At 72.4% G+C, this 21,116-nt stretch carries 22 protein-coding genes and 1 pseudogene; 11 read left to right on the plus strand and 12 right to left on the minus strand.

Annotation, left to right across the window (positions count from 1 at the left end; translation table 11 throughout):
* Positions 1 to 44: 44 nt before the first annotated feature.
* The 3 genes from K7C98_RS15430 (at position 45) to K7C98_RS15440 (ending at position 2,312) form a co-directional block, all read left to right on the plus strand.
* Positions 45 to 848 carry a hypothetical protein gene (locus K7C98_RS15430; RefSeq protein WP_224192424.1) on the plus strand — a complete coding sequence of 268 codons (804 nt, stop codon included), beginning with the start codon at positions 45 to 47 and terminating at the stop codon, positions 846 to 848.
* A 104-nt stretch (positions 849 to 952) separates the two neighbouring features.
* Positions 953 to 1,399: a hypothetical protein gene (locus tag K7C98_RS15435; protein ID WP_224192425.1), complete on the plus strand. Its 447-nt coding sequence runs from the start codon at positions 953 to 955 to the stop codon at positions 1,397 to 1,399.
* A 361-nt stretch (positions 1,400 to 1,760) separates the two neighbouring features.
* Complete coding sequence (locus K7C98_RS15440; RefSeq protein WP_224192426.1) at positions 1,761 to 2,312, plus strand: hypothetical protein; 552 nt, start codon at positions 1,761 to 1,763, stop codon at positions 2,310 to 2,312.
* A gap of 37 nt (positions 2,313 to 2,349) precedes the next feature.
* Here K7C98_RS15440 and K7C98_RS15445 read toward each other — a convergent pair whose 3' ends face one another.
* Positions 2,350 to 2,967 (minus strand): hypothetical protein, encoded by a 618-nt coding sequence (locus K7C98_RS15445; RefSeq protein ID WP_224192427.1) that lies wholly within the window; start codon positions 2,965 to 2,967, stop codon positions 2,350 to 2,352.
* Between the two features lie 309 nt (positions 2,968 to 3,276).
* Between K7C98_RS15445 and K7C98_RS15450 the strand changes: the two genes are divergently transcribed.
* Together K7C98_RS15450 and K7C98_RS15455 are read left to right on the plus strand one after the other, a co-directional pair.
* Positions 3,277 to 3,636 carry a hypothetical protein gene (locus K7C98_RS15450; RefSeq protein WP_224192428.1) on the plus strand — a complete coding sequence of 120 codons (360 nt, stop codon included), beginning with the start codon at positions 3,277 to 3,279 and terminating at the stop codon, positions 3,634 to 3,636.
* A gap of 9 nt (positions 3,637 to 3,645) precedes the next feature.
* Positions 3,646 to 4,947, plus strand: coding sequence for a hypothetical protein (locus K7C98_RS15455; RefSeq protein ID WP_224192429.1), 1,302 nt, complete (start codon positions 3,646 to 3,648; stop codon positions 4,945 to 4,947).
* 91 nt (positions 4,948 to 5,038) lie between these two features.
* Here the strand turns inward: K7C98_RS15455 and K7C98_RS15460 are convergent, their stop codons facing one another.
* On the minus strand, positions 5,039 to 5,842 hold the full coding sequence (locus K7C98_RS15460) for a hypothetical protein (protein WP_224192430.1): 804 nt from the start codon (positions 5,840 to 5,842) through the stop codon (positions 5,039 to 5,041).
* A gap of 66 nt (positions 5,843 to 5,908) precedes the next feature.
* Here K7C98_RS15460 and K7C98_RS43620 point away from each other — a divergent pair, with 66 nt between their 5' ends.
* Together K7C98_RS43620 and K7C98_RS15465 are read left to right on the plus strand one after the other, a co-directional pair.
* Positions 5,909 to 6,037: a hypothetical protein gene (locus K7C98_RS43620; protein ID WP_263429525.1), complete on the plus strand. Its 129-nt coding sequence runs from the start codon at positions 5,909 to 5,911 to the stop codon at positions 6,035 to 6,037.
* Positions 6,034 to 7,296 carry a hypothetical protein gene (locus K7C98_RS15465; RefSeq protein ID WP_224192431.1) on the plus strand — a complete coding sequence of 421 codons (1,263 nt, stop codon included), beginning with the start codon at positions 6,034 to 6,036 and terminating at the stop codon, positions 7,294 to 7,296. Before K7C98_RS43620 ends, K7C98_RS15465 begins: the two co-directional genes overlap by 4 nt.
* A 52-nt stretch (positions 7,297 to 7,348) precedes the next feature.
* Here the strand turns inward: K7C98_RS15465 and K7C98_RS15470 are convergent, their stop codons facing one another.
* Positions 7,349 to 8,722, minus strand: a complete 1,374-nt coding sequence (locus K7C98_RS15470; protein WP_224192432.1) for a hydroxysqualene dehydroxylase — start codon at positions 8,720 to 8,722, stop codon at positions 7,349 to 7,351.
* Positions 8,723 to 9,065: 343 nt separating this feature from the next.
* Between K7C98_RS15470 and K7C98_RS15475 the strand changes: the two genes are divergently transcribed.
* On the plus strand, positions 9,066 to 9,656 hold the full coding sequence (locus tag K7C98_RS15475) for a cysteine hydrolase family protein (RefSeq protein ID WP_224192433.1): 591 nt from the start codon (positions 9,066 to 9,068) through the stop codon (positions 9,654 to 9,656).
* Positions 9,657 to 9,735: 79 nt separating this feature from the next.
* Here the strand turns inward: K7C98_RS15475 and K7C98_RS15480 are convergent, their stop codons facing one another.
* Entirely contained in the window at positions 9,736 to 10,623 is an 888-nt protein-coding gene (locus tag K7C98_RS15480; RefSeq protein ID WP_224192434.1) for a hypothetical protein, read from the minus strand.
* A gap of 593 nt (positions 10,624 to 11,216) precedes the next feature.
* On the opposite strand from K7C98_RS15480, the gene K7C98_RS15485 reads away from it, so the two are divergent.
* The 3 genes from K7C98_RS15485 (at position 11,217) to K7C98_RS15495 (ending at position 13,390) form a co-directional block, all read left to right on the plus strand.
* The gene (locus tag K7C98_RS15485; protein WP_224192435.1) at positions 11,217 to 11,906 is read left to right on the plus strand and encodes a DUF1993 domain-containing protein; all 690 of its coding nucleotides are present in this window, start codon (positions 11,217 to 11,219) and stop codon (positions 11,904 to 11,906) included.
* Positions 11,907 to 12,095: 189 nt separating this feature from the next.
* Positions 12,096 to 12,692: a hypothetical protein gene (locus tag K7C98_RS15490; protein ID WP_224192436.1), complete on the plus strand. Its 597-nt coding sequence runs from the start codon at positions 12,096 to 12,098 to the stop codon at positions 12,690 to 12,692.
* 14 nt (positions 12,693 to 12,706) lie between these two features.
* A complete protein-coding gene (locus K7C98_RS15495; RefSeq protein WP_224192437.1) occupies positions 12,707 to 13,390 on the plus strand; it encodes a hypothetical protein in 684 nt (227 codons plus the stop codon).
* On the opposite strand, the gene K7C98_RS15500 is transcribed toward K7C98_RS15495, so the two are convergent.
* The 8 genes and pseudogenes from K7C98_RS15500 to K7C98_RS45505 all read right to left on the minus strand — a co-directional run.
* Positions 13,338 to 14,462, minus strand: a complete 1,125-nt coding sequence (locus K7C98_RS15500; protein WP_224192438.1) for a glycosyltransferase family 9 protein — start codon at positions 14,460 to 14,462, stop codon at positions 13,338 to 13,340. The genes K7C98_RS15495 and K7C98_RS15500 overlap by 53 nt on opposite strands.
* A complete protein-coding gene (locus K7C98_RS15505) occupies positions 14,459 to 15,304 on the minus strand; it encodes a glycosyltransferase (RefSeq protein ID WP_224192439.1) in 846 nt (281 codons plus the stop codon). The genes K7C98_RS15500 and K7C98_RS15505 overlap by 4 nt, the downstream gene beginning before the upstream one ends.
* Positions 15,283 to 16,395, minus strand: a complete 1,113-nt coding sequence (locus K7C98_RS15510; RefSeq protein ID WP_224192440.1) for a glycosyltransferase family 9 protein — start codon at positions 16,393 to 16,395, stop codon at positions 15,283 to 15,285. Before K7C98_RS15510 ends, K7C98_RS15505 begins: the two co-directional genes overlap by 22 nt.
* Positions 16,392 to 17,855, minus strand: coding sequence for a D-glycero-beta-D-manno-heptose 1-phosphate adenylyltransferase (gene rfaE2 / locus K7C98_RS15515; RefSeq protein WP_224192441.1), 1,464 nt, complete (start codon positions 17,853 to 17,855; stop codon positions 16,392 to 16,394). Before rfaE2 ends, K7C98_RS15510 begins: the two co-directional genes overlap by 4 nt.
* Positions 17,827 to 18,456, minus strand: coding sequence for a D-glycero-alpha-D-manno-heptose-1,7-bisphosphate 7-phosphatase (locus tag K7C98_RS15520; protein WP_224192442.1), 630 nt, complete (start codon positions 18,454 to 18,456; stop codon positions 17,827 to 17,829). The genes rfaE2 and K7C98_RS15520 overlap by 29 nt, the downstream gene beginning before the upstream one ends.
* Positions 18,453 to 19,193, minus strand: coding sequence for an SDR family oxidoreductase (locus K7C98_RS15525; protein WP_224192443.1), 741 nt, complete (start codon positions 19,191 to 19,193; stop codon positions 18,453 to 18,455). The genes K7C98_RS15520 and K7C98_RS15525 overlap by 4 nt, the downstream gene beginning before the upstream one ends.
* The gene (locus K7C98_RS45500) at positions 19,159 to 19,815 is read right to left on the minus strand and encodes a D-sedoheptulose-7-phosphate isomerase (RefSeq protein ID WP_431312834.1); all 657 of its coding nucleotides are present in this window, start codon (positions 19,813 to 19,815) and stop codon (positions 19,159 to 19,161) included. Before K7C98_RS45500 ends, K7C98_RS15525 begins: the two co-directional genes overlap by 35 nt.
* Positions 19,792 to 21,057 (minus strand): annotated as a pseudogene (locus K7C98_RS45505) (glycosyltransferase); the annotation flags it as partial. The pseudogene K7C98_RS45505 and the gene K7C98_RS45500, both read right to left, overlap by 24 nt.
* Positions 21,058 to 21,116 lie beyond the last annotated feature (59 nt).

Here is a 21,116-nt window from a genome sequence, read left to right on the forward strand (position 1 = left end):
GCTGTTGACCCGTGTGAAGTCGGAGATCTAGCATCGCCACACCCGTGAACGACCTGGTCGACTCGGTTCTCGAGCAGGCGCGCGTCGCGTGGCCGGCCGTGACGTGGCAGCGAGAGGACGTCGCGCGCCGCCTGGCCGGCGTGGACCCCGAGCTCTGGTCCGACCCGGCGGCCGCGGACCGCCGCGCCGAGCTCCTCCTCGCGTGGGCCTGCTTGCTCGGCGACCGCGACGCCATCCGCCACGCCGAGGTCCGCTACGTCCGCGACGTGCTGCCGAACCTGCGCGCGGTCGACCTCGCGGGGGCCGAGCTCGACGAGGTGGTCCAGACCCTGCGCGTCGCCCTGTTCGTCGGCCCGCCCGGCGGTGAGCCGAAGCTCGCCCGCTACTCGGGGCGCGGCGCGCTGGGAGGCTTCGTGCGGACCGTCGCGGTCAGGCTCGCGCTCGATCGCAAGCGCGCGCGGCAACCCCCCGACCTCGGCGAGCTGGCCCGCCGGCTCATCACACCGCTGAGCGATCCGGACGTCGACTATCAGAAGGAGCTCTACACCACGCGCTTCACCGAGGCGCTGGAGGCCGCGTGGGCGCGGCTGCCGATGGCCGAGCGACTGCTCCTCCGCTACCACCTGCTCGATCGCGTCGGCATCGACGAGCTCGCGGTCATCTACCGGATCCATCGCTCGACGGCGGCGCGCCGCTGCGCGTCGGCCCGCCAGCGACTGGTCGCAGGCACGCGCGCCGAACTCGGTCGTGCCATTGGGGTGAGCACGCGCACGGTCGACAGCATCCTGCGCCTCATCGCCACCCGGCTGGACGCCGGCGAAGAGCCGCTCCCCGTCGAACCGGCCTGATTCGGACCGCGCGCGAGCCAATGCTCGCGCCTGATTTTTTCGCCGCGACCACGGAGGGAGGGCTCCGTCTGGTCCGCGAACCAATCCCCACGAAGGCCACCCTCATGCGTATCACTTTGCTCTCGTTGCTCGCCCTCTCCTTCCTCAGCTCCCTGCCGGCCTGCGGCGAAGACGGCGGCGACACCAACTCCGGCACCGAAAGCGACGGTGACGCTGACAGCAACGGCGGCGGCGGCGAAGGCTGCGACAAGACCATCACCGAATGCCCCCTCGCCGACCTCTCGGAGGAGCAGCAGGTCACCTACTGCGAGACGCTCGCGGCCGCGATCGACGACGAGCCCGGCACGCAGTACACGTGCGACAGCGACGGCACGTTCCTGACGGTCAACACGACCGACGCGTGCATCGCCAACGAGGTCTCGGCGGACTGCCCGATCACCGTCGGCGAGCTCATCGACTGCTACAAGGCGGCCAAGGTGGACGCCTGCGCCGCCTTCGCGGAGGATGGCACCTGCGGTCCCATCTTCAGCCAGAGCGCGTCCTGCGTGTGATCGTCGCCTCTGCGATCGCTGCGAGCGTCGGACATCACGGACATCGCGGGCCGTCGTCATGACGCTCGCTGTGAAATGGGGCACCACGCGTGTGTCGTCGTGGAGCTCCGCCCGGGTTCGGGTGCCTCGCCGGCGCGGCGGCGTCCACCTCGCCTCGGTGCCCGATGCCGCTGGCTGCTCGCCGGCCGCGCCGACTCCGCTGCGCCGCACCCCGAATGAGCGGCCGGCGACGGCGCCGCCGCTTGCCCGACGTTGCCGCCCCGGCACCCTCCCGCACGCTGCCGTCATGTCCCGTCCTTCGCTCCGCACCTCCTGTTCCTCCGCAGCGCGCCTCGCATCGGCTGCGGCCTGCCTGCTCGTCATGGCCCCCGACGCCGCCACGGCCACCGCACCGCTCGCTGGCCCCGTGCCGACCGGGTTCTGCGGCACCACGCTCACGCCCCTCGCCGAACTCCTCCAGGACCTCGGGTACAGCATCAGCTTCGACGGGTCCGGCTTTTCGGCGACCGGCGGCGCGAGCGACCTCCGCTGCATCTGCATCGAGGGCCAGGTGGTGATCGAGCTCGCCGAGCGCGACGCGATCATCAGTGTCACGATCACCCGCGAGCGCGAGCGCCTCGAGCTCGAGATCGTCGCTCAATTCCCCGGGCTCGGCAGCATTCGGCACACCTCGCGCCTCGACGGCTCGCGCACCTTCGCCGCCGAGACCGCCGACGCCGCCGCGTTCGTCGAGCTCGACCGCGCCGGCGAGGTCGTGGCCGTCGATGGCGACGCCGCGCTCGTGAACAGCCGCTTCGCGCCGGTCCTGGCCGCTTCCACGGCCTGGAACGACGCGCACCGGATGGCGCGAGCTCTGGCCGACATGCCGGCGCCGGATCTCGATCCGACGGCCGCGGTCCCGAGCCCGCGTTGAGTCGCGCCGCTTTCACCCGCGAGTCGGGGGTGACGGGTCACATGCCGAGCGTGATCGCCGGCGCATCGGTCTCCGACCGCACGTCGCGCGCCGTCACGCCGAGATCCGCGGCGAGACTCCGGGCGAGCTCGAGCGCCTTGGCGAAGCTGCCGAAGGCAGCGACCCGCGTCCGGTCGACGTCGCCTCCGGGGCGGCGCAGCGGCTGGCTGTAGAGAAGCTCGATCGGGTAGCGCGTGCCATACCTGCTGACGATCGGCAGGTCGACGATCACCTCGGCGACGACGGAGGCCGAGCGGTCGACGATCCCACGCAGCGTGATCGCCGGCAGGCCCGGCGTCGCCGCCAGCACCCACGCGACGCGCACGCTCCTGCTCGCCCGGTCGAGCTCGCAGCGACGGCGCAGCGCGACGCCGGCGACGGCGCCGGCGACCGACACGACGAACTGCAACAGATCGATCCGATACGGATCGATACAGGCGACGCCGACGATCGGCCAGCAGACCAACGCGACCAACCAGAGCCCCGGCCAGAACTCGTCGTACACGATCCGGTCGCCTCGTACCGCGCGCCACATGGACGGCAGGATATCATGGGCCGCTTCGCCGCCGATGGCGGTACCGCGCCTGCAAAATCCGCCGCCCGCGAAGAGGGCCAATGGCCGCGACCAGACCACCCGCGACCTCGAGGACGACCTCGAGCGCGCGCGGCGGGCCTGGTCGAATACGTCGTCCATCGAGCCGCCCGGTCCGTCCCATGGTGAGCGCTCGGCAGCAGAATGCGGTTCTTGCCCTCGCAGGGCTCGCGACTCATGACACGTCCGCCTCGCCTCGCGCGCGAGCGCGGCTTACGCTCCTCGAGCGCGCTCGTCCTCGCCTGCCCTCGGCATTCTCCTCGGGCCGGGCGCTCGCACGACGGTCCCGGTACGCCGAGGCCCCCGCTCGCCTCGTTATAGGTCCTTCAGGACATGTCCGCTCGACCATGTGCCGCAGCACCGCCACGGCGTCGCCGACGAGCCGCCCTCGTCGCCGGTCTGTGCGCCGTGGTCGCCTGCGGCCCCGAACCGGCCGAGCCGTCCGGCGAGTCGGGTGAGCCCGACGAGCCGGTGACCGAGCGGGCCTGCCCGGTCATCGCCAGGACTCGCCTCGTCGCCGCTCCCGACGAATTCGCCCCCGAGCTCGACGCCTATTACTCCCTCTACGTGTTTGGCGACGACCCCCTGTTCAGCTTCGACGCCCGCGACGACCGCTGCACCGGCGACGCCGGGCATGCGCGGTCAGTTCACCATCGACAAGCCGCTCGACTTCCACGCGGTGTGCCGTGCTAGGCTCTCCGGATGGCTTCGAACGTCTGCTTCGCGCACACTCGCCTGGGCTCCGCCGTCTTGCTGCTGTCTCTGGCCTGCGGGCCGAAGGCGGCCGACACCGAGCAGGCGACCGGCGACGCTGCGACGACCGACGACGCCGAGGGGACCACCGAGACGACGACCGGCGCGACGACCGGCGCGCCCACGGAGGCGACCACGACCGCGGGGATCGACGAGCCCTACGTCTACATGGACGAGGTCGTCGCGCTCGCCGCCCCCTCGCCGCGCAGCGGCTTCACGCTGGCGACGCTGCCCGGCGGGCGCGCGCTGTTGATCGGCGGCAACATCGTCCTCGGTCAGGGAGAGAACAAGAGCTTCGAGCAGGTCCCGGCGACGGAGGTGTTCACGGTCGACGGCGGCTTTTCGCCCGGGCCCGCGCTGCTCCACCCGCGCTCCTATCACAACAGCGCCCCCGCGCCGGACGGCGGCGTGCTCGTGCTCGGCGGGAGCAGCTCGACCGACTACACGGACGTCGACGTCTTCGAGATCGAGCACATCGCCGCCGACGGCGCGACGGTCGAGGTCGTCGGGTCGCTGACGGCCGGACGGATCGCAGGGAAGACGATCGTCGAGCCCGGCGGGACGATCGTCGCGCTCGGCGACGACAGCCTGCTCGCCGAGCGCTTCGACCCGGCCACGGGCGTCACGACGCCGCTCCCGGTCGAGACGGAGTTCGGCTACTTCAGCCACTACATCGCCCCGCTGTTCGCGGCCGCCCGGCTCCCGAGCGGCGAGGTCCTCCTGTTCGGCGGCATCATTTCCAACGGCTCGGACGCGACCGCCTTCCCCAAGGGACCCGAGATCGCCGACCTCGACGCCGGCACGAGCCGCCAGATCACCGACGACGCCGCCGACGAGAGCCGCTTCGACCGCGAGGCCCTGCCCCTGCCCGACGGGGACATCCTGCTGCTCGGCCACGACGGCCACCTCTTCGAACCCGGCCCGTGGCTGGTCCGCTTCGACGTCGAGACGGAGACGATGATCCCGCTGCAGACGCTGGCGGACCCGGACGTCCGCTTCGACAAGACACCGCACGGCGTCCTGCTCGCCGACGGCCGGGTGTGGATCGTCGGCGCGCCCGGCTCCTGGGAGGACCCGTTCACGCTCACGCAATTCTACGAGCCGACGACCAACACGCTCACCCCCGGCCCCGAGCTCCCCTCGCCGATCGTGGGAGGCGCGGCCGTCCGCCTCGACAGCGGCCCGGTGCTCCTGACCGGCTCTTCGCCGGCCGACCAGGACTGGACGCTCGTCGCCTTCCTGCTGAAATGAGCCGGACGCAGACCAGAGCCAGGCGAGCGCGCATCGCCGGGACGAACACGGTCACGCGCCGCGATATTCCGCCGGGTGTGGTTCGTACCCGTCAATCATCGCCATCATCGTCGAGATCCTCGACCACGCCGCGGAGGCCGGCGGCGGCGAACGCCCGGCGCGACGCGGGGCCGGAATTGTTGCCGGTGAGGACGAGGCGCTGCAGCTGTCGCGCCTCCGGACAGGCGCCCAGGGCGATCAGCGCCGCCTCGCCGAGGTCGTTCTGCGACAGATCGAGGCGGCGCAGCGCGGGCGCGCGGCGGAGCAGCTCGCTCAGCTGCGCGCCGGGCTCGTCCCAGCTGGCGAGCGCGTGCGCCAGATTCAGCTCGCGCAGATGGGCGACGAACGGCGCCGCGAACAGCAGCTGCGGGCTCTCGAGCCAGACCATCGGACCCGGCGAATAGGGGTTGTCGTCCGAGAAGAACGACATGTCGAGATTGACAACTCCCCGCAGCTCGGCGGCCTGGAACACGCGCTCTTGCTCGGTGCGAGCGTCGGGCGTGACGTCGTCGTACTCGTCGCCGAGGATGTCGTGCGCGTCGCCCTCGCGCTGCGTCAGCGGACGGAAATCGTCGAAGTGCGTCATGGCCCAGCGGTCGCTGAGCAGCAGCGTGTTCGCCAGCGCGGCCTCCGGCAGGCTGCCCCGGGCGGCCAGCCGGTACGTCCACTGCAGCGGCAGCAGGCGCGGCACCTCGGCGGGCCATTTGGCCAGCTCGGGGCCCAGCGCTTCAGCCCAGGGCCCGAGCTCCTCGCCGGCCGCGCGCCGGGCCTCCAGCGCCGCGGTCAGCTCGTCCCACGCGGCCTCGCTCGGCGCTCCGCGGACCAGCGCGAATTCGCGTCCCCTCGTCGACGGCATGGCGCACGCTGCTAGCAGCCACGCCCGCCGTCAACACCGGCATACTCGACCGAGGTCCGCGCGCCGATGACAACCTCCTCCCTCGAGTCCCTGCTCGCCGACATCCTCGTGGTGCTCGGCGTCCTCGCGCTCTCGCTGACCGTGTACGCGATCGCCATCGAACCATGGCTGGCGGAGATCGAGGTGCTGCATTGATCGAGCCGCTCGACCCGCTGGCGCTCGCCGCCTGCGCGGCCGCGGTGATGGCCGTCGTCGCCTGGATCGCCGTCTGCTGGCGCCGAGCCGGCCTCGTTCCGACCCGCTGGCTGTCGGCGCTGGCGATCGCCCTCCTTATCGCATGTGTCCCCGAGTTCGTCGATCGGTTGCTCGCGCTGCGGTTCCCGCCGGAGAACCTGCAGTTCGGGGCCAACTGGGAGGCGACGCGGATCGTCGAGCGCTTCGAGGCGAAGCTCGCGGGGGCGGCTCCGCTGATCCTATTGTTGCCGCTCGCGGCGGGCATCGGCTGCGGCCGCGTCCGGCGGTCGTGGCGGTGGGGGCTGGCGGAGGCCGCCACGTGGAGCGTCGTGACGGCCCCGCTCGCCTGGCTGGGGTATCTGGCGCAGCGCCCGATCCCCTTCCATGCCAACGCCACTTATGTGACGCGCGAGCTGATCGTCGACCTCGCCGTCGGTCCTTCCATCGCGCTCGCGGTCGGCGCCTGCGCCGTGGTGCTGCGCCGGCTCGCGCGGCGCGGCGGCGAGCCTGCGCGCCTGCACTGGATCGCGCTCGTCGGCCCGCTGGTGCTGCTCGCAGCGCACGCGCGCTGGACCGGCTATTTCCACGCTCGCGCCGCGCTCCCTCGACTCGCGCCTTCCTGGTGCACCTTCGTCGGCCGCACGGGCGTCGACCTCTGGCCCGCCGGTCCCGAGCTCTGTGCTGGGCGCGAGCGCATTCAGGTGTGGTGCGGATCGAGCGACGCGAGCAGCATTCTGTGGCAGGAGCGCTCCGGGACCGTCCATGTCGAGGCTGGCGACGAGGCGGCATTCACGGCGCCCCCGACCGCCGAGGCGATGCGGCCTGTATTCGCCAAGCTCCGGGAGTCGGAGGCGCGGACCGGACAGCGCAGGCGCACGGCCGGATTCTGGCCCGCTCGCGCGATGTCGGGCCCCGAGCTCGCGGCATGGCTGGCGGTGTTGCAGGCGGTCGGTCTCGAGAGCGTCGAGCTCTTCGCCGAGATCGAGCACATGGAAGAGCACCCGCGTCACGGCCCGCTGGTCCGCCGCAACAGCTGTCCTCTCGGCCGCCTGAGCGTCGACGACATCGACGTCGTGCGCTCCTGGGATCGGCTCGATCGCGTGGTCCTCGACGGCACCTTCCGCGCCCTCCAGAGCGGCCGCCAGGGCTTCCCGATCCGCGGCGACGGCTCTCCGCTCGACCGCGAGTCCGAGGCCGACCTGGCGGACTGGCCGCGATGAGACCGGGCGAGGTGACCACGACGAACGCCGACGAGCGCCGGCGCCGGCACCATCACTTCAACAGCCCGTACTGCACGCGCCGCAGGATCGCCCGGCCGCACGCGTTGCCGCCGCGCACCGCGCCCTCCTGCGAGCCGAAGAACTCCTGCTGCGTCCAGTCGCCGGCGAGGAACAGGTTGTCGACCGGCGTGACCTGCTTCGGCCGCCTCGTCATCGCCCCCGGCAGCGGGCGGATCAGGTGCTTCTTGTGCTTGAGCACCACGCGCTTGACCACCTTCGCCGCCGCGATCTCCGGGTGAGCCGCGCCGAGGTCGGCGAGCACGTGGTCGACGATCGCCGCGTCGCTCCAGTCGAGGAGCGCGTCGGCGGGGCTGACGATCACGGAGATCCGGCTGCCCTTGGCGTACGGATAGGTGTACCGCGCCTGGTCCTGGTACACCGGGCAATTGCTGCGCGCCACCATGGTGTAGCCGTCGCGGCGGGTGATCACGCGATCGAACCAGAGCTGCACCGAGATCGCCGGCGCCGTCGGCAGGTCGATGATGTCGGCGAAGAACGGGCGATGACGCAGCGCGAGCGGGATCTTCGGGGCGAACACCCACGCCGGCACGGCCACCACGTACGCGTCGGCCTCGACCTCCTCGCCGCCGACCAGGCGGAACTTCGTGATCCGCTGCGAGGCCTCGTCGTACACGATCTCGTCGAGCTCGACCTTCATGCGGATCTCCACCCCGCGCTGCTTCAGCCACGCCGCCAGCGGCGCGAAGATCAGCTCGTCGCGCGCGCCGCGGTAGCCGCCCAGGCGTGCGCGCAGCGGGCGGACGAGCGTCTGGTGGGCCCAGCCGAGCAGGTTGTAGGCCGAGAACAGCTCCGCGTCGGTGAACTGAATCGCGCGACAGAACGGCCGCAGCGCCCGCTCCAGCGCCTGCTTCGAGTTCGAGGCGCGCCGCCACCAGTCGACCACCGTCATGCGGTCGAACCGCTGCAGCAGCGCGTCGGGCAGGACCGACGGGGCCAGCAGCGGCAGCAGCGACAGCTTGGCCAGCGGTCCGAGGTAATCGTTGTTGCCGAGCGCGCCGAGCAGCGTGCGCAGCGGCGCGTACACCGGATTGGTCCCGAACGTCGCCGCCGGGCCCGACGGCTCCTCGAAGCGCAGGTCGTCGGTGAAGTACAGGACCTGGCGCGGCGGCCGGCCGATGTCGCGGAGCAGCGCGCGGAACTGTGAATATGCCCCGAGGAACAGGTGCAGGCCCTGCTCGACCCATTCGCCGTCCTGGTCGAGGAACGTGCCCGCGCGGCCGCCGAGGTACGCCTGGCTCTCGAGGACGGTGACGGGGAGACCGGCGTCGGCGAGCACCTTGGCGCAGGCCAGGCCGGCGAGGCCGCCGCCGGCGATGACGACGCGAGGGCTGGTTCGGGGAGGCATGACCTGTGGGTGTGCGCTATGTTGCGGGCGCGACAAGCCGCCCGTTCGGCGCGGACACGGCCGGGGCGACGAGGTCACAATCGCCGCGCGGAACTGCGTCGGCGCACCACCCACCGCGACCACGCATTCACCGGCGAAGGCGAATGCGTCGACGCTCGCCATTGCGCAACTGGCGCGACCCGGCTCGACACGCTCCGCCGACGCGGACACCTGCGGCCTGCGGACCCACCGCGGGGCGTGGCGGCGCCGCAAAGGCGCGTCGCGCGGATGGGTCCGCCGTGGCGCGCGGCGTCGCGTTGCCCGTGGGCCGGGATGGTCCATGACAGCGACGAGAGCCGCCGCGATGCCCGATGCGCCGAATCTATCCGACGACGCCGAGAAGGGCTGTCACCTCGCGCTGCTGATCGTCGACATGATCAACGGCTTCACCTTCCCCGACGCCGAGCCGCTGCTGCGCCGCGCTCGGGCCGTCGCCGACCCGATCGCCGAGCTGGCGGGTCGTGCCCGCGCGGCCGAGATCCCCGTCATCTACGTCAACGACAACTTCGGCCGCTGGCGCTCCGACTTCCGCGGCCTCATCGCTCACGTCCGCGCCCACACCCCCGGCGCCGCGATCGCCGACAAGCTCGTGCCGCACGAGCGCGACTACTTCGTGCTCAAGCCGCGCCACTCCGGCTTCCTCGGCACCTCGCTCGAGGTCCTGCTGCAGCACCTCGGCGCGCGCTGCCTGATCCTCACCGGCATCGCCGGCGACATGTGCGTGCTGTTCACCGCCATGGACGCGTACATGCGCAACTTCCAGCTGCTCGCCCCCGCCGACTGCATCGCCTCCGCCGACGAGACCAACAACCGCCGCGCGCTCGACCTCCTGCGCGAGTCGCTGCGCGCCGACACCTCGCCCTCGCGGACGCTCGACCTCACCCGTCGCGAATGATCCTGTTCGCGGGGACATGTCCTGCGAATGCCCCGTGGTCGGCGGTTCGGCCGCGCTCCGCGAGCTCAGGGCCTCGGCCTCATTGGGACCCCGCCGCTTCGGCCTGCGGGCCGGGGGCCGGAGGTGACGAGATCTTGAACCCGCGGATCTTGTCGTCGTCGTTCAGCTCGACCTTCATCAAGCGGACTCCGCGCTCGCAGTCGATCATGAACAATGCGCCCCGGGCGCTGACGAGGTACGTCTCGCCGCGCTTGCAGGCGCCGTACTTGCGGCGAATGTCGGCGAAGAACGCCTTCATCTTCTCGAGCTCGAAGCCGTCGCTGAACGTCTGCAAGAACCCCTGGTCGCTCCACTCCACGGTCAGGAGCAGCGCCGCGTCGGCGGCGTCTCGCGCCGCGTCGATGGGGTCGATCCCGCGGGCCCCCAGCGCCAGGCCCGTCAGCAGCCCCGACTTCTCGTCGAGCGGGAACCCGACCTCCAGCGTGCCGCGCTCGCACGGATAGACGTAGCGGGCGTTCAGGTCGTCGCGCCAGCTCATCAGCTGGCCGGACGAGCAGGTGCCCAGACGGTCGTGAAACCATTCGATGCGCTCCTCCAGGACATGGGCAGGGGTCGGCCTGGTGAACATCGACTCGAACAACGGCAGGTCCCACTTCGTGTACAGCGCCTCGAAGTCGCGGGCGATACGCACCTGCTGCGCGGTCGGCCCGGGCTTCATCCCGAGCAGGTTCTGCGCCAGGTCGGCGAGTCGTCCCGAGCTCGCCGGCGCGACCGGCCCGGCGCCGGCGGGCGCGCTGGCGGAGGCCGCGACGCGCGGGTCCGCCGGACCACTGGCGCCCCCCTCTTCGGCTGGACCTCCGTCGCTCGCGGCGCTCACCGGACCTGCATCGTCGCTCGACGAGTAGAGCATACCGGCGACGACCAGGCCCATGAGGCCCACCATGGCGATCTTCGTGGCAATACGCATGCATACGTCCGTTTCAGCTCACGCGCCGGGTCGTCTCCTCGCGTGCATGCACGACGACGAGCGCCAATGCGAGGCCGGCAGCCTCCAGTCGATACCATCCCGGCAGGACATTCTCGCAGCCGGAGATGATGCATTCATGTCGAATGCAGTATCGACGGGTGCCCGCGCGGGCGCAACAAGCGCAATCTGCGCAGAGGCCGTGAATGAGCTGTTCAGCCGAAGGACCGACCTCCCGGCGAGCGGAGCCCAGTCACGGCGCTCGCACCGTGTCCCGTGCAGGCACCCATTCCCTGCGCGAGCGCGTGCGGAATCATAGGGACCGACAGCCCACATCCTGATGCCTACGAATTCCGCCGATGTGAACGGTTCGCCGCCCCGCGTCGGGACCGCTTTCCGACGCCCCGAATTACGCCGGGGAATGGATCGAGGCGCGTGCACAGTCCGGATCGGCTCGAGTGGGGCGCCGGCCGTCACCCGGGCAGGCGCGTCGGCACGTCTCGAGGAGGATGAGGTCGCCGCCCCGCCGGTTGCACGAGGTTCGGCGTTTATCAAGTCGTGAAACGGCCGCGGCTGCTCCCCGAGGGACTGCACGCATGGCGACCGGCAAGCGAGACAAGGAGGCGCATGCATGGAGTCATCGTCGTCGGATCCCTCGCCGCGATGCCGTGCAGGTGGCAGCTGGCCAGGAGCGAGACGAAGACCGTGTTGACGCGGGCGCCCTCGTCGCCGTACTTTATCCGGTGAGCAAGCTACGCCCGATGTCCACATCGCTCTATGACCTCAGCGTGCCTACCTTCCTGCAGACCGTGCGGGCCATCGGCGGGTTTCTCGGCCGTGCGGCCGATCATTTCGCGGAGACGGGCGTCGATGCCGATGCCTTCGTGCACACGCGCCTGTTCGACGACATGGCGCCCTTCCATTTCCAGATCGAAGCGGCATGGCACCACGCCGTGTGGGGCGTGGAGGCGCTGAAGACCGGAGCGTTCACTCCGCCCGCGCTGGTCGGGCCGGTCCCCTTCGCCGAGCTGCAGGCGATGATGGTCAGGGCAGAGACCGCGCTGGAGGCGTTCCGCCGCGGCGAGGTCGACGGATGGGCGGGCAAGGACCTGGACCTCCAGATCGGCCCCCGCAGGCTGGCCTTCACCTCGGAGACCTTCATCCTCTCGTTCTCGCTGCCGAACTTCCATTTCCACGCCGTCACCGCCTACGACATCCTGCGGTCGCACGGCGTGCCGATCGGCAAGCGCGACTACGAGGGTCAGCTGCGCACGCGTACGGCCTGACTCGCCTGGGACGAGCTGTACCGCGGGCGGCCCGCTGTCGTCCTGGATCGCGCCCTGAACCGGGGCGGCCAGTCCGCACACATCGGCGCGGACATCGGCGCGGAACAGTTCGGCCGGCCGGGCGGACGCGGCGGCCGGGGATCTGTTGCCGTCCGCTTGTGAACGGCTCAGCGTTTGCCATGGCGGCATATGCTGACCGAACTCTTCATCGCCGTTTCGCTCGCGGCGCCCGTTGCCAGTCCCGCGCCTGCCACGCCGGCGCACGAGCACTATCCTTCGGCGGTTGACCTCGAATCACCGATCGATCTTCATCATGTCGACGCCTTCGTGGAGACCGCGGACGGACTCCACATGCAGATCGACTATCACATCGCGCCCGGTCACGTGACCATTGCCATGCGTCTGGACGAGGATGGTACCGGCGTGGCGCAGCTGACTCTCGACCAGCGCGTGCTCGCCGAGCAGGAATTCGTGGGCGGCAAAGTCACCACGGAGAGCGCCGCGTTCGCTGCTCTCACCGCGAGAGAGGCGCATCTCGTGGTCGCAAGCGTCTATCAAGCGTGGGACCACGACGTCGTCATCGAGGCGCTGGCGGAGACGCGAGGACTCCTTTGCAATCTCGCGGCCGGAATCAGCGCCCTGACGATCGGCGCCGGCGTGTTCGCGGGCTGCGAATGGGCAACGACACCTCTCGGCACCGGCCCCTGTGTCGGTCTGGGCTTTGGGGTCGCGAAGCACACCGGATCCATCGTGAAGGACAAATGCGAGAAGGCGCAGAACAAGTAGTCAGGACGGGCCCCATGCCTGCGCTCCAGGCCGACGCCGCGATCGACCGCTACCGCCTGCGCGAAGAGCTGGCCCGCCGCACCGGCGAGCTGCAAGCGCTCGAGACCTACACGCCGCTCCCCCCGCAGCCCTGGGGCTGGGTGGCGACGGACCACTTCTGGTCGCGGGCATTGCTGACGCCCATCGCGCTCCTCTTCTGGGGGCCTCTCTTCCTCATCATCTTTCCGCTCACGTTGCATCTTGACGTGGTCTGGTGGCAGAGCGCGCTGGGCTTCTACCTCTACTATCGACTCTGGGGGGGGCTCGTGGAGCGGCTCGCCCGCAAGCGCCTCGCCCGGCGATATCGGCGCACGCTGATCGCCGGTGCGGGTATGGAGTCCTCTTCGACCGAAGAAGTACCTTCACCCGCCGCTCGATGGGGCGGCCCCGAGGAATACGATAAATTCATGAGGCGGGTGTTCGGAAGATACGACCGCCTGGTCCATCACGTCTTCAACCTCGGGTTCCTCCTCTTCGTATGCTACCCAGGCTGGTGGACGAAGGCCGTGGGCGCCCTGTGGCTCCTCGGCCTTGGCCGGTTCGTCCGCGCATCGATTCGGCGTCATCGACTGAACCCGCCCGTCGACCCGGTGCTTCCTGCGGCGCCTACGGGCGCTCTCGATCGTGTCGGTCCGCCAAAGTTCCCCGGTTCCGGCTGAATGCCGTGTCACCGAGCAGTTCCAGCCCCACGGCCGCGATCGCCTCGGCCGGCAGCGCCATGCATGCCTGTCCTAACGGACATGTCATGCGATAGCACGGCGTGCACGCGGTGTCGCGGCGGAGCAGCCGGTGCGGCGAGGCGCGCGGCTCCCACTGCGAGACGAGGTCGGTGCCGGCGTAGGTCACCAGCTGCGGGACCGCGAGCGCGTCGGCGAGGTGCAGCGCCGCGGTGTTGTTGGTGAGCACCAGGCGCGCCCCGGCGAGCAGGGCCGCGAACTCGGGCAGCTCGGTGGCACCGACGAGGTCGACGCCGCGGTCGCCGAGTACGCGCGCCAGCGCGGCCGCTCGCGCCCGGTCGCGCGGGGCCCCGCACATCACCACGGGCAAGCCGGAGCGCTCGGCGAGCAGGCGGGCCGCGCGGGCGTGGCGCGGCGGATCGAGGGTGCGCGCCGGGCAGCTGGCGAACGGGTTGAACAGCAGATAATCGCCGGAGATCCCGAGTGCCATGATTCGTCGGCGCGCGGCCTGAAGCGCGGCTGCGGGGAGCCGGATCTCGAGCCGGCCGTCGCTCGCGGGCAGCCCCACCGCCGCCACGAGCCGCAGGTTGCGCGCGACCTGATGCAGCCCGACCGGGGCGGAGCTCGCGGCGAACGTCAGCGCTCGCCCGTGCTCGCGCGACTCGCCGATCCGGTGCGGGACCCCGGCCAGCGCGCAGGCGAACGCGGCCGCGTGCGGGGTCTGGCTGAAGCTGGTCAGGATCACGGCGACGTCGTACGCGCCGCGCCGCAGCGCCGCGATCAGCGAGGCCTCGCGCGCCGGGTCGAACTCGAGGCGGCCGAGGTCCTGCCACAGCGCGCGGCAGGTCTGCACCTCGTCGACCCACGGCAGCAGCGCGGCCGCCGGCGCCCCGCCCGGGCTGGCGAGCAGCGTCAGGTGCACGCCCGGCAGCGCGGCCTTGACCGCCCGCAGCGCCGGCCCGGTCATGATCACGTCGCCGAGGTTGTCGAGGCGCACGACCAGGAGCCGGCGCACCTGCGACCACTCCGGCGTCGCGTCGGCGCGCCGGTTCATGCGCCTCGCGTCGACTCCTGCGCCGGCACGACCGGCAGCACGCGCGGCGCGTCGACGTCGCGCGCGGCGATCGTGGTCGGCAGCTCGAGGTGATAGACGCCGCTCGGCATCAGGCCGCAGCCGCCGAAGCGGGCCATCACGCGCAGCTGCGCCAGCACGTCCTCGCCGCAGTGCTCGCGCGGCAGCTCGGTCCAGAACTCGAAGCCGCCGACGGCCCGCAGCTTGGCGACGTCGTAGAGCACGCAGCCGCCGACCCACGCGACCTTGTAGCGGCGCGTGCGCTCCGGCGTCAGCCCGAGCGAGCGCTGCACGTGCCACAGGTTGGCGGCGTTGTGCAGCTCGTGCCGGCGCCACGCCGGGCCGCCGTGCTCGACCAGCTCGGGCTCGACGCGGCCCGGCCACAGCTCGACGCCCTGCTGGTGCGGGCGGACGTCGCCGATCGAGCTGAGCCCGTGGACCGCGCTGCCGACGAAGCCGCAGCCCTCGCGCGCCAGCGCCTCGGTCATCTGCGCGACCACCCACGGCTCGAGCAGCAGGTCGTCGTCGAGGAACAGCGCGTGCTCGGCCCGGCACTGCGCGAGCAGGTAGTGCCGGTGCTCGGCGATCCCGCGCCGCGGCAGGTGGCGGTGCAGCTCGACGGCGTGGCCGTGGGCCTGCAGCACCCGCATCACCCCGCGCAGCTCGCCGGAGCCGGCGATCGGCGCGTCGCCCTGATCGGACACCACGACGCGGAACGGCACGCCCCCGGGGGCGGGTCGCGACTGCGCGCACAGGCTGGTCAGCGTCACCGCCAGCGCGGCCGGGCGATCGCAGGTCGGGATCAGGACGTCGAGGGTCGGCATGCGGGCACCTCACGCGGTTGGACCTTCGCCGCGGCGCGCTGGCGCAGCAGCTCGAGCGCCGCCGACACCACGGCCGCCGGCGCCACGCCGCGCAGGCACTCGTGGTGTCCTTCGGGACAGATCGATCGGTAGCAGTTGGCGCACGGCACCGGCCGGCTCAGCACCCGCGCGGGCACCCCCCACGGCGTGTGCTGCGGGTTCGTCAGCGCGTACAGGCACACCACCGGCGTGCCCACGGCGGCGGCCACGTGCGCCGGCCCGGTGTTGTTGCTGATCAGCAGCGCCGCCCGCCGCAGCACCGCAGCCAGCGCGCCGAGCGGCAGCCGGCCGGCCAGCGAGTGGCTCGGCACCCCGGCCTCCGCCTGGATCTGCGCCACCAGCCCGGCCTCGTCGGCCGCGCCGGTGAGCACGACGTCGACCCCGTGCTCGCCGACCAGCGCGCGCACCACCGCCGCGTAGGACTCGGGCGGGTAGCGGCGCGAGCTCGCGGTCGCGCCGGCGTGCAGCGCCACCCACGGCCGCAGGCCCACGCCCCTGCGGCGCAGCTCGGCGGCGGCGATGACGAGGTCTTCAGGACATGTCTGCAAGGACAATTGCTCACAGTCCGCGCGCATGCCGACGTGGGCCACCAGGTCGAGCTGGCGCCGCACCTCGTGGCGCACCCCGGCCTCGGGCTCGCGCTCCTTCACCCAGTCCGTCAGCAGCTGGTACGGGTTCTCGCGGCAGTGCGCGAGGCGCAGCGGGATGTCGGCCAGGAACGCCAGCAGCGCCGCCGGCAGCGGGTTCTGGCTGTACACGGTGAACACGATCGCGGCGTCGAAGCGGGCCGCCCGCAGGCGCTCGACGAACGCGCGGTCGAGCGCGCCGTCGCGCGGCGCCGTCGCCTTGAGCCACGGCGCGTCGTACGGCCACACCTCGTCGACCTCGGGCACCAACTGCCCGACGGCCGCGCCCGCGCGCGACGTCAGCAGCGTCACCCGGCGCCCGCCGGCCTGCACCGCGCGCAGCGCCGGCGTGGTCATGAGCACGTCGCCGAGCGAGTCGAGGCGGATGCACAGCACCCGCCGCGCGCCTGCCCACGCCGCCGTCATCCGCCCGACCTCGCCCCGATCCGCGCCAGGATCCCGGTGGTGCTGAAGTCGTCGAGGTACGGCAGGAACGACACCTCGCCGCCGAAGCTGGCGACCAGCGGCGCCTCGGGCAGCGTCGCCAGCGAGTAGTCGCCGCCCTTGACGTAGACATCGGGGCGCGCCAGCTCGATGAGCCGCGCCGGCGTGTCCTCGGCGAATTCGACGATGTGATCGACGCACGACAGCGCCGCGAGCACCTGGGCCCGATCGGCCGCGCGGTTGATCGGGCGCGTCGGGCCCTTCAGGCGGCGCACGCCGGCGTCGCTGTTGAGGCCGACGATCAGCACGTCGCCGAGCGCCTTGGCCCGGCTCAGGCACGTGATGTGCCCGCGGTGCAGGATGTCGAAGCAGCCGTTGGTGAACACCACCCGCTTGCCGGCGCGGTGCAGGTCGGCGGCCAGCGCGGCGAGGTCGTCGACGGTCAGCACCTTGTCCTGCGCGGTGAGGAACACCCGCAGCTCGGCCGCGCTGCAGGCGGTGGTGCCGTTGCGCCCGACCACCACCGTCGCCGCGCTCGAGGCCAGGTCGGCGCTGGCGTGGGTCGGCGCGCCCGAGGCCAGCGCCAGCGCCAGCGCGCTGACGAAGGTGTCGCCCGCCCCGGTCGCGTTGGCGTCGGACGACGGCCGCGTGTACGTGCGGTACGGCGGCTGACCTGTCTCGAAGACCAGGGCGCCCGAGGTGTCGAGCGTGACCGCGGCCACGCGCGCGCCGGTCAGCGCCAGCAATTCGGCCTCGTGCGCGGCGATCTGCTCGACGCGCCCCTCGCCGTGCCCGTTGCTCAGCCCGAGCAGGTGCGCGGCCTCGCAGTAGTTGGGCTTGCAGGCCGTCGGCCGCGCGTGCGCCAGGCGGCGCAGGTCCTTGCCGTCGACCACCAGCACGCGCGGCGCCGCGGCCTGCAGCGCCGCGATCTCGGCGATCACGCCCGGGGTCAGGACGCCGTAGCCGTAGTCGGACACGATCACCGCGTCGACCTCGCGCCAGGCCGCGCGCACGCGGGCGCGCAGCTCGGCCTCGGCCGCGGCCCCGAGCTCGTCGCGGCTGCCCGCGTCGAGCCGCAGCAGGATCTGCCCGCTCGCCAGCACCCGCTGTTTGATCAGCGTGTAGCGCTCGCGGTCGCGCAGCAGGCCGTCGCCGGCGATCCCGCGGGCCGCCAGCGCCGCCGCCAGGCGCTCGGCCTCGTCGTCGGCGCCGACCACCGACACGAACGTGACCCGGGCCCCCAGCGCCGCCGCGTTGACCGCCGTGTTGGCCCCGCCGCCGGGCACGTCGCGGCGCTCGACGACGTCGACCACCGGCACCGGCGCCTCGCGGCACAGCCGCTCGCTGTGGCCATTGAGGTACGAGTCGAGCATCGCCTCGCCGATCACCAGCGCGCGCACGCCGGCGAACGCGTCAAGCACGGGGAGCAGGACGTGGGTCATCGAGCGCGCTCCTTTCTCCTGACTTGCCCGTCGCGCCGAGGATCCGCCGCGCCGCCTCGGCGAGGTCGCCGGCGACGAGCGTCGGCATGTATTGCGGCGCGAGCGACAGCGGGTCCGGCGGCTGCCCGAGCAGGGCGGTGCGGCAGCCGGCGCGGCAGCCCGCCTCGACGTCGCTGAGGATGTCGCCGACCATCCACGAGCGCGCGAGGTCGAGGCCGAGCTCGCCGGCGGCGCGGGTGAGGAGGCCCGGCTGCGGCTTGCGGCAGCCGCACGCGATCGCGTACTCGCGGACCACCCCGGCCGGGTAATGCGGGCACCAGTAGAACCCGTCGAGCCGGCGGCCGAGCAGCGCCTCGATGCGCGCGCGCACGATCAGCAGCGCCTCGCCGCCGAACAGCCCGCGCGCCACCCCCGATTGATTGGTGACGACCACCAGCGCGTAGCCGGCCGCCTGCAGCGCCGTCACCCCCTCGCGCGCCCCGCGGGTCAGGCAGACGCGCGCCGGGTCGACGTTGTACGGCACGTCGTCGATCAGCGTCCCATCCTTGTCGAGGAAGATCGCGGGCCGCGGCCCGCGGGTGCCCACATTTGCGATCGTCATGGCCAGCTCGTCTCGCGCATCGGCACCACCATCAATTCCGGGACCACCGATTCGCCGGGCATCGCCAGCAGGAAGCGGATCGTCTCGGCGACGTTGCGCGGGTCCTGCAGGTTGGCGAGCGGGGTGTCGGGGAAGCGGTCGAGGATGAACGGCGTGCGCATGCCGCCGGCGAGCAGCGCGGTGACCTTGATCCCGAACGGCCGCGCCTCGACGTGGAGCGCGTGGCTGAGGCCCAAAAGGCCCCACTTGCTGGCGTGATAGGCGCTGGCGTTGGCCCACGCCCGCTTCGCCGCGGTCGAGACGATGTTGACGATGTAGCCGCCGCCCTGGGCGCGCAGCAGCGGGAACGCGGCGCGGCTGAGCACGAACGGCCCGCGCAGGTTGACCCCGAGCACGCGGTCGATGTCGGCGACGCTGAGCTCGTCGATCGCCAGCGTCTTGTCGGTGCCGGCGTTGTTGACGAGGAAGTCGAGGCGGCCGTGGCGGGCCCGGACGTCGTGCACGAGCGCCTCCGCGGCGTCGCCGTCGAGCACGTCGAGGCGCGCGGCCTCGATGTCGCCGCCGGCGCGGCGCACCTCGCCGACCAACTGCTCGAGCGGCTCGGTGCGCACGTCGGTGGCGACCACGCGGGCGCCGGCGGCCGCGAGGCAGCGGCAGATCTCGGCCCCGAGGCCGCTGGCGCCGCCGGTGACGAGCGCGGTCTTACCCGCGAGGGACGAATCGGTGGTCGGGGACATGCGGTTCTCCTTGCGAGAGGGCGCGCTGGCGACGCGACGCGACGGGGACGGCGTCGGAGCGGGCCAGCACGCGCTCCTCCACCAGCTCGCAGATGAGGTGCAGCGCCAGCGTGTGCACCTCCTGCACGCGCTGCGTCTCGCGCGACGGCACGAGCACCGCGCAGTCGGCCAGGTCCAGCGCCGCGCCGCCGCTGCCGCCGAGCAGCGCGAACGTGGCGAGCCCGCCGTCCCGCGCGGCCCGCAGCGCCGCGATCACGTTGGCCGAGCGCCCGCTGGTCGAGATGCCGACGAGCGCGTCGCCGGGCCGGCCGAGCGCCTGCACCTGGCGGGCGAACACGTCGTCGTAGCCGACGTCGTTGGCCCACGCGGTCAGCACCGCCGAGTCGGCCGTGAGCGCCACCACCGGCAACCCCGCCCGGCCCGGCGCGAGGAAGCGACCGACCAGCTCGGCCGCGAAGTGCTGCGCGTCCGTGGCGCTGCCACCATTGCCGCACACCAGCACCTTGCCGCCGCGGGCGAACGTCGCCGCCAGCAGGTCGGCCGCGCGCACGATGTCGTCGCGCAGGCTGCCGCGGGCCCGCGCGAGCACGGCGAGCAGGCCGTCGAAGCCGCGCTCGACCACCGTGGCCGCGGCCACCGGCGCCGCGTACGTCTCGACGCGCCGGCCGGCCACCGCGACGAACGCCTCGGCCAGGCGCGCCGCGACCTTCTCCCAGGTGAACAGCGCGTGCACGCGGCGCACCGCCAATTGCCCGAGGCGCGCCGCCAGGCGCGGCTGCGCCAGCACCAGCGCCAGCTTGTCGGCCAGCGCGTCGGGGTCCTTCGGCGGCACGAGGTAGCCGGTCTCGCCGTGCGCCACGGTGTGGGCGATCCCGCCGACGTTGGCCCCGAGCACCGGCGTGCCGCAGGCCATCGCCTCGAGCGGCGTGATGCCGAACGGCTCGTACCACGGCGTGCTGACGAACACGTCCGCCGCCACGTAATAGTCGCGCAGCTCGTCGCGCCCGCGGCTGCCGACGAACTCGACCCTATCGGCCACTCCCTCCATTCGCGCCACCTCGCGCAGCCGCCCGATCTCCGGCGTCAACGCCGGCTCGGGGTCGCGTGATTCGCCGCCGACCACCAACAATCGCGCCCGCAGGTCGCCGGGCAGCCGCGCCAGCGCGGCGATGACGTTGTCGATCCCCTTGCGCGGCACCAGGCGCCCGAGCTGCAGCACCACCTTGTCGCTCGGCGCCAGGCCGAGCGCGGCGCGGGCCGCCAGCCGGTCGCCCGGCGCGAACTCCCGCGGATCGAAGCCGCACGGGATCGTCACCAGCCGCTCCGGCTCGGCCGCGTACAGCGTGATCAGGTCGACCTCGTCCTGCGGGCACTCGGCGATCACCGCGTCGGCCTCGCGGACGATCCGCTCCTCGATGGCGATCCGCGCGTCGGGGAACCCGTCGGCCGCGCCCTGGTGCAGGCGACGCACCTTGCCGAGCGCGTGGAACGTGACCGCGAACGGCAGCCCGAGCTCGCGCTTGAGCTCCGCCGCACACAGGCCGCTCATGAAGAAGTTGGCGTGCGCCAGGTCGTAGCCGCCGCGTCGCACGTGGCGCGCGACGAAGCGGGTGAACGCCGGCATCAGCGGCAGCAGCTCCTCCTTGCGCACCGGCGCCGCCGGCCCGGCGTCGACCGGGATCACCCGCACCCGCTCGTCGAGCTCGATCACCGCCGGCAACGTCGGGCTGTCGCGGCGCGTGAACACGTCGACGCGGTGGCCGAGGCGCCCGAGGTGGCGCGCGACCTGGGCCACATACACGTTCTGCCCGCCGCTGTCGCGCCCGCCGAGCGGCGCCAGCGGCGACGCGTGCTCGCTGATCATCGCGATCCGCAGCGGGCACCCGGCCGGGCGCGGCTCCGGCGAGCGGTCGACCGCCAGCG

The organism is Nannocystis pusilla (assembly GCF_020073745.1).
GTDB lineage: Bacteria > Myxococcota_A > Polyangia > Nannocystales > Nannocystaceae > Nannocystis > Nannocystis radixulma.